2 protein-coding genes and 1 pseudogene are annotated in these 1,484 nt (G+C 39.2%); all 3 read right to left on the bottom strand.

The window, feature by feature from the left end:
• Positions 1-332, bottom strand: a 332-nt coding sequence (locus RV04_RS12880; RefSeq protein WP_071858853.1) for a hypothetical protein, incomplete at its 3' end; no start/stop codon positions are given.
• Between the two features lie 17 nt (positions 333-349).
• Positions 350-727 (bottom strand): hypothetical protein, encoded by a 378-nt coding sequence (locus RV04_RS12875; RefSeq protein WP_143139515.1) that lies wholly within the window; start codon positions 725-727, stop codon positions 350-352.
• Positions 728-833: 106 nt separating this feature from the next.
• Positions 834-1,484, bottom strand: a pseudogene (locus RV04_RS13345) (hypothetical protein); the annotation flags it as partial.

Below are 1,484 nucleotides of genomic sequence, written 5' to 3'. Positions count from 1 at the left end.
TTTGTTTTTAATGCTGTGTTTTCAGCAGTTAAGCTAAGATCGTTCAACATTAGTTTTGCGTTTAATTGAGTCATCTGCGCTTGTTTATCAGTTAATGCTGCATTGTCTTCTTTTACTGTAGTATAAAAGCTTTCTAGCAATGCTAGTTTTTCTGTGTTTGCCATAAATTCGACAGGCTTCCATACGTTTGATTTAACATCAAAGAACTGCAACATTAAGTCTCTGCTTGGATCTGGCGCTACTTCCGTGTATGGAAATTTCGTTTCAAAATCCTCAGCTACTTCTGTTGTTCTGCATCCGAACGGATACAGAATCTCATAAATTGTTTTCATCTATCTTCCTCCTATTTTTAAGACGGCCATACGTCTGATGTGAAATACACGATTGTTCCTACACAATTCTGACTTGCTGGGAAATCAGATGTGGGACTCATAACGTTAATCCCAAAGTCGTTTGCATAAAGTGATAAACTTGGTGCTCTGTTAGTATTATTTGTCAACGTTCCGCCCCATCCCGTTCTGCGGTTAGGTTTATAGCCGTCTGGAAATTGCATTAACACTTTCCAACCGGCGAAGTTAGCAGCTTTATTAGTAATCGAAATATTCGCGATTACTATTCGTCCCCACCTCTGAAAATACACTGTGCTGTCAGCGCTGAAATCAGTTGTGTTAGTAGTGACTACAGTTTTTTCAATGTATCGATCAACTACTACAGATGTGTCAGCCACCATTAACCCATCTTTAAAATTTTTGATGCCGCCGACGGTTTGGTTACTTGCCAGCGTGACTGCTTTCTTATCAATCTGTTGTGATGTGCGCAATGGAGTCATTGCTTTAGTATTTATTATCTGTTGCAGTTTCAGCTTCAGCTTGAGTCGCTAAATTAGTTACGTGATTTGAAGCGATCATTGACTTGATGTAATCGTTTGCTGATACTTTGATTTTCAAATCAAACATTACACAATCTAATACCACCCTTGAACCCGTCGTTACGTCGGACGGCTCAGTATAAATGAACACATGAATAAAACCGTCGCTTTGAATTAGAGTTTTCATTTCATCGTTAGTGACATTTTGAGTTAGCTCAGTGACAACACTAGCTGTTGAACTTACTTCATTTGTCCAACCAGTGCTACCGTATATTTTTGTTATCAACTTGTTACCACCAGCGCTAGATCCAAAACCCCAAACTCTATTAATACCTGTAATATCAAGTGTTTTAAGAACTTCCACTTGAGAAGCAGTATCGTTAGCGCCACTGTCAACAAAAAATTGTTCGCCTAATAATTTTTTTGCATAGTGTAAGATGTCATACGACAGTCGCTCATATCTTACTACATTCACTCCCGGGTTAGTTCCGTCACGCAGCTCGCCATCAACTGTAGCCAGTTTAGCGTAGCTAGCTGTCGTCTCTTTATTTCCAGTTACAAGTTTTGTAGGAACGCCGGTCGTTATACCATACTGAGCAAAATTAGGATTTTCAAC

The sequence above is a fragment of the Enterococcus hermanniensis genome (assembly GCF_001885945.1).
GTDB classification, from domain to species: domain Bacteria; phylum Bacillota; class Bacilli; order Lactobacillales; family Enterococcaceae; genus Enterococcus_A; species Enterococcus_A hermanniensis.
This window is presented reverse-complemented; position numbering and strand designations above follow the sequence as displayed.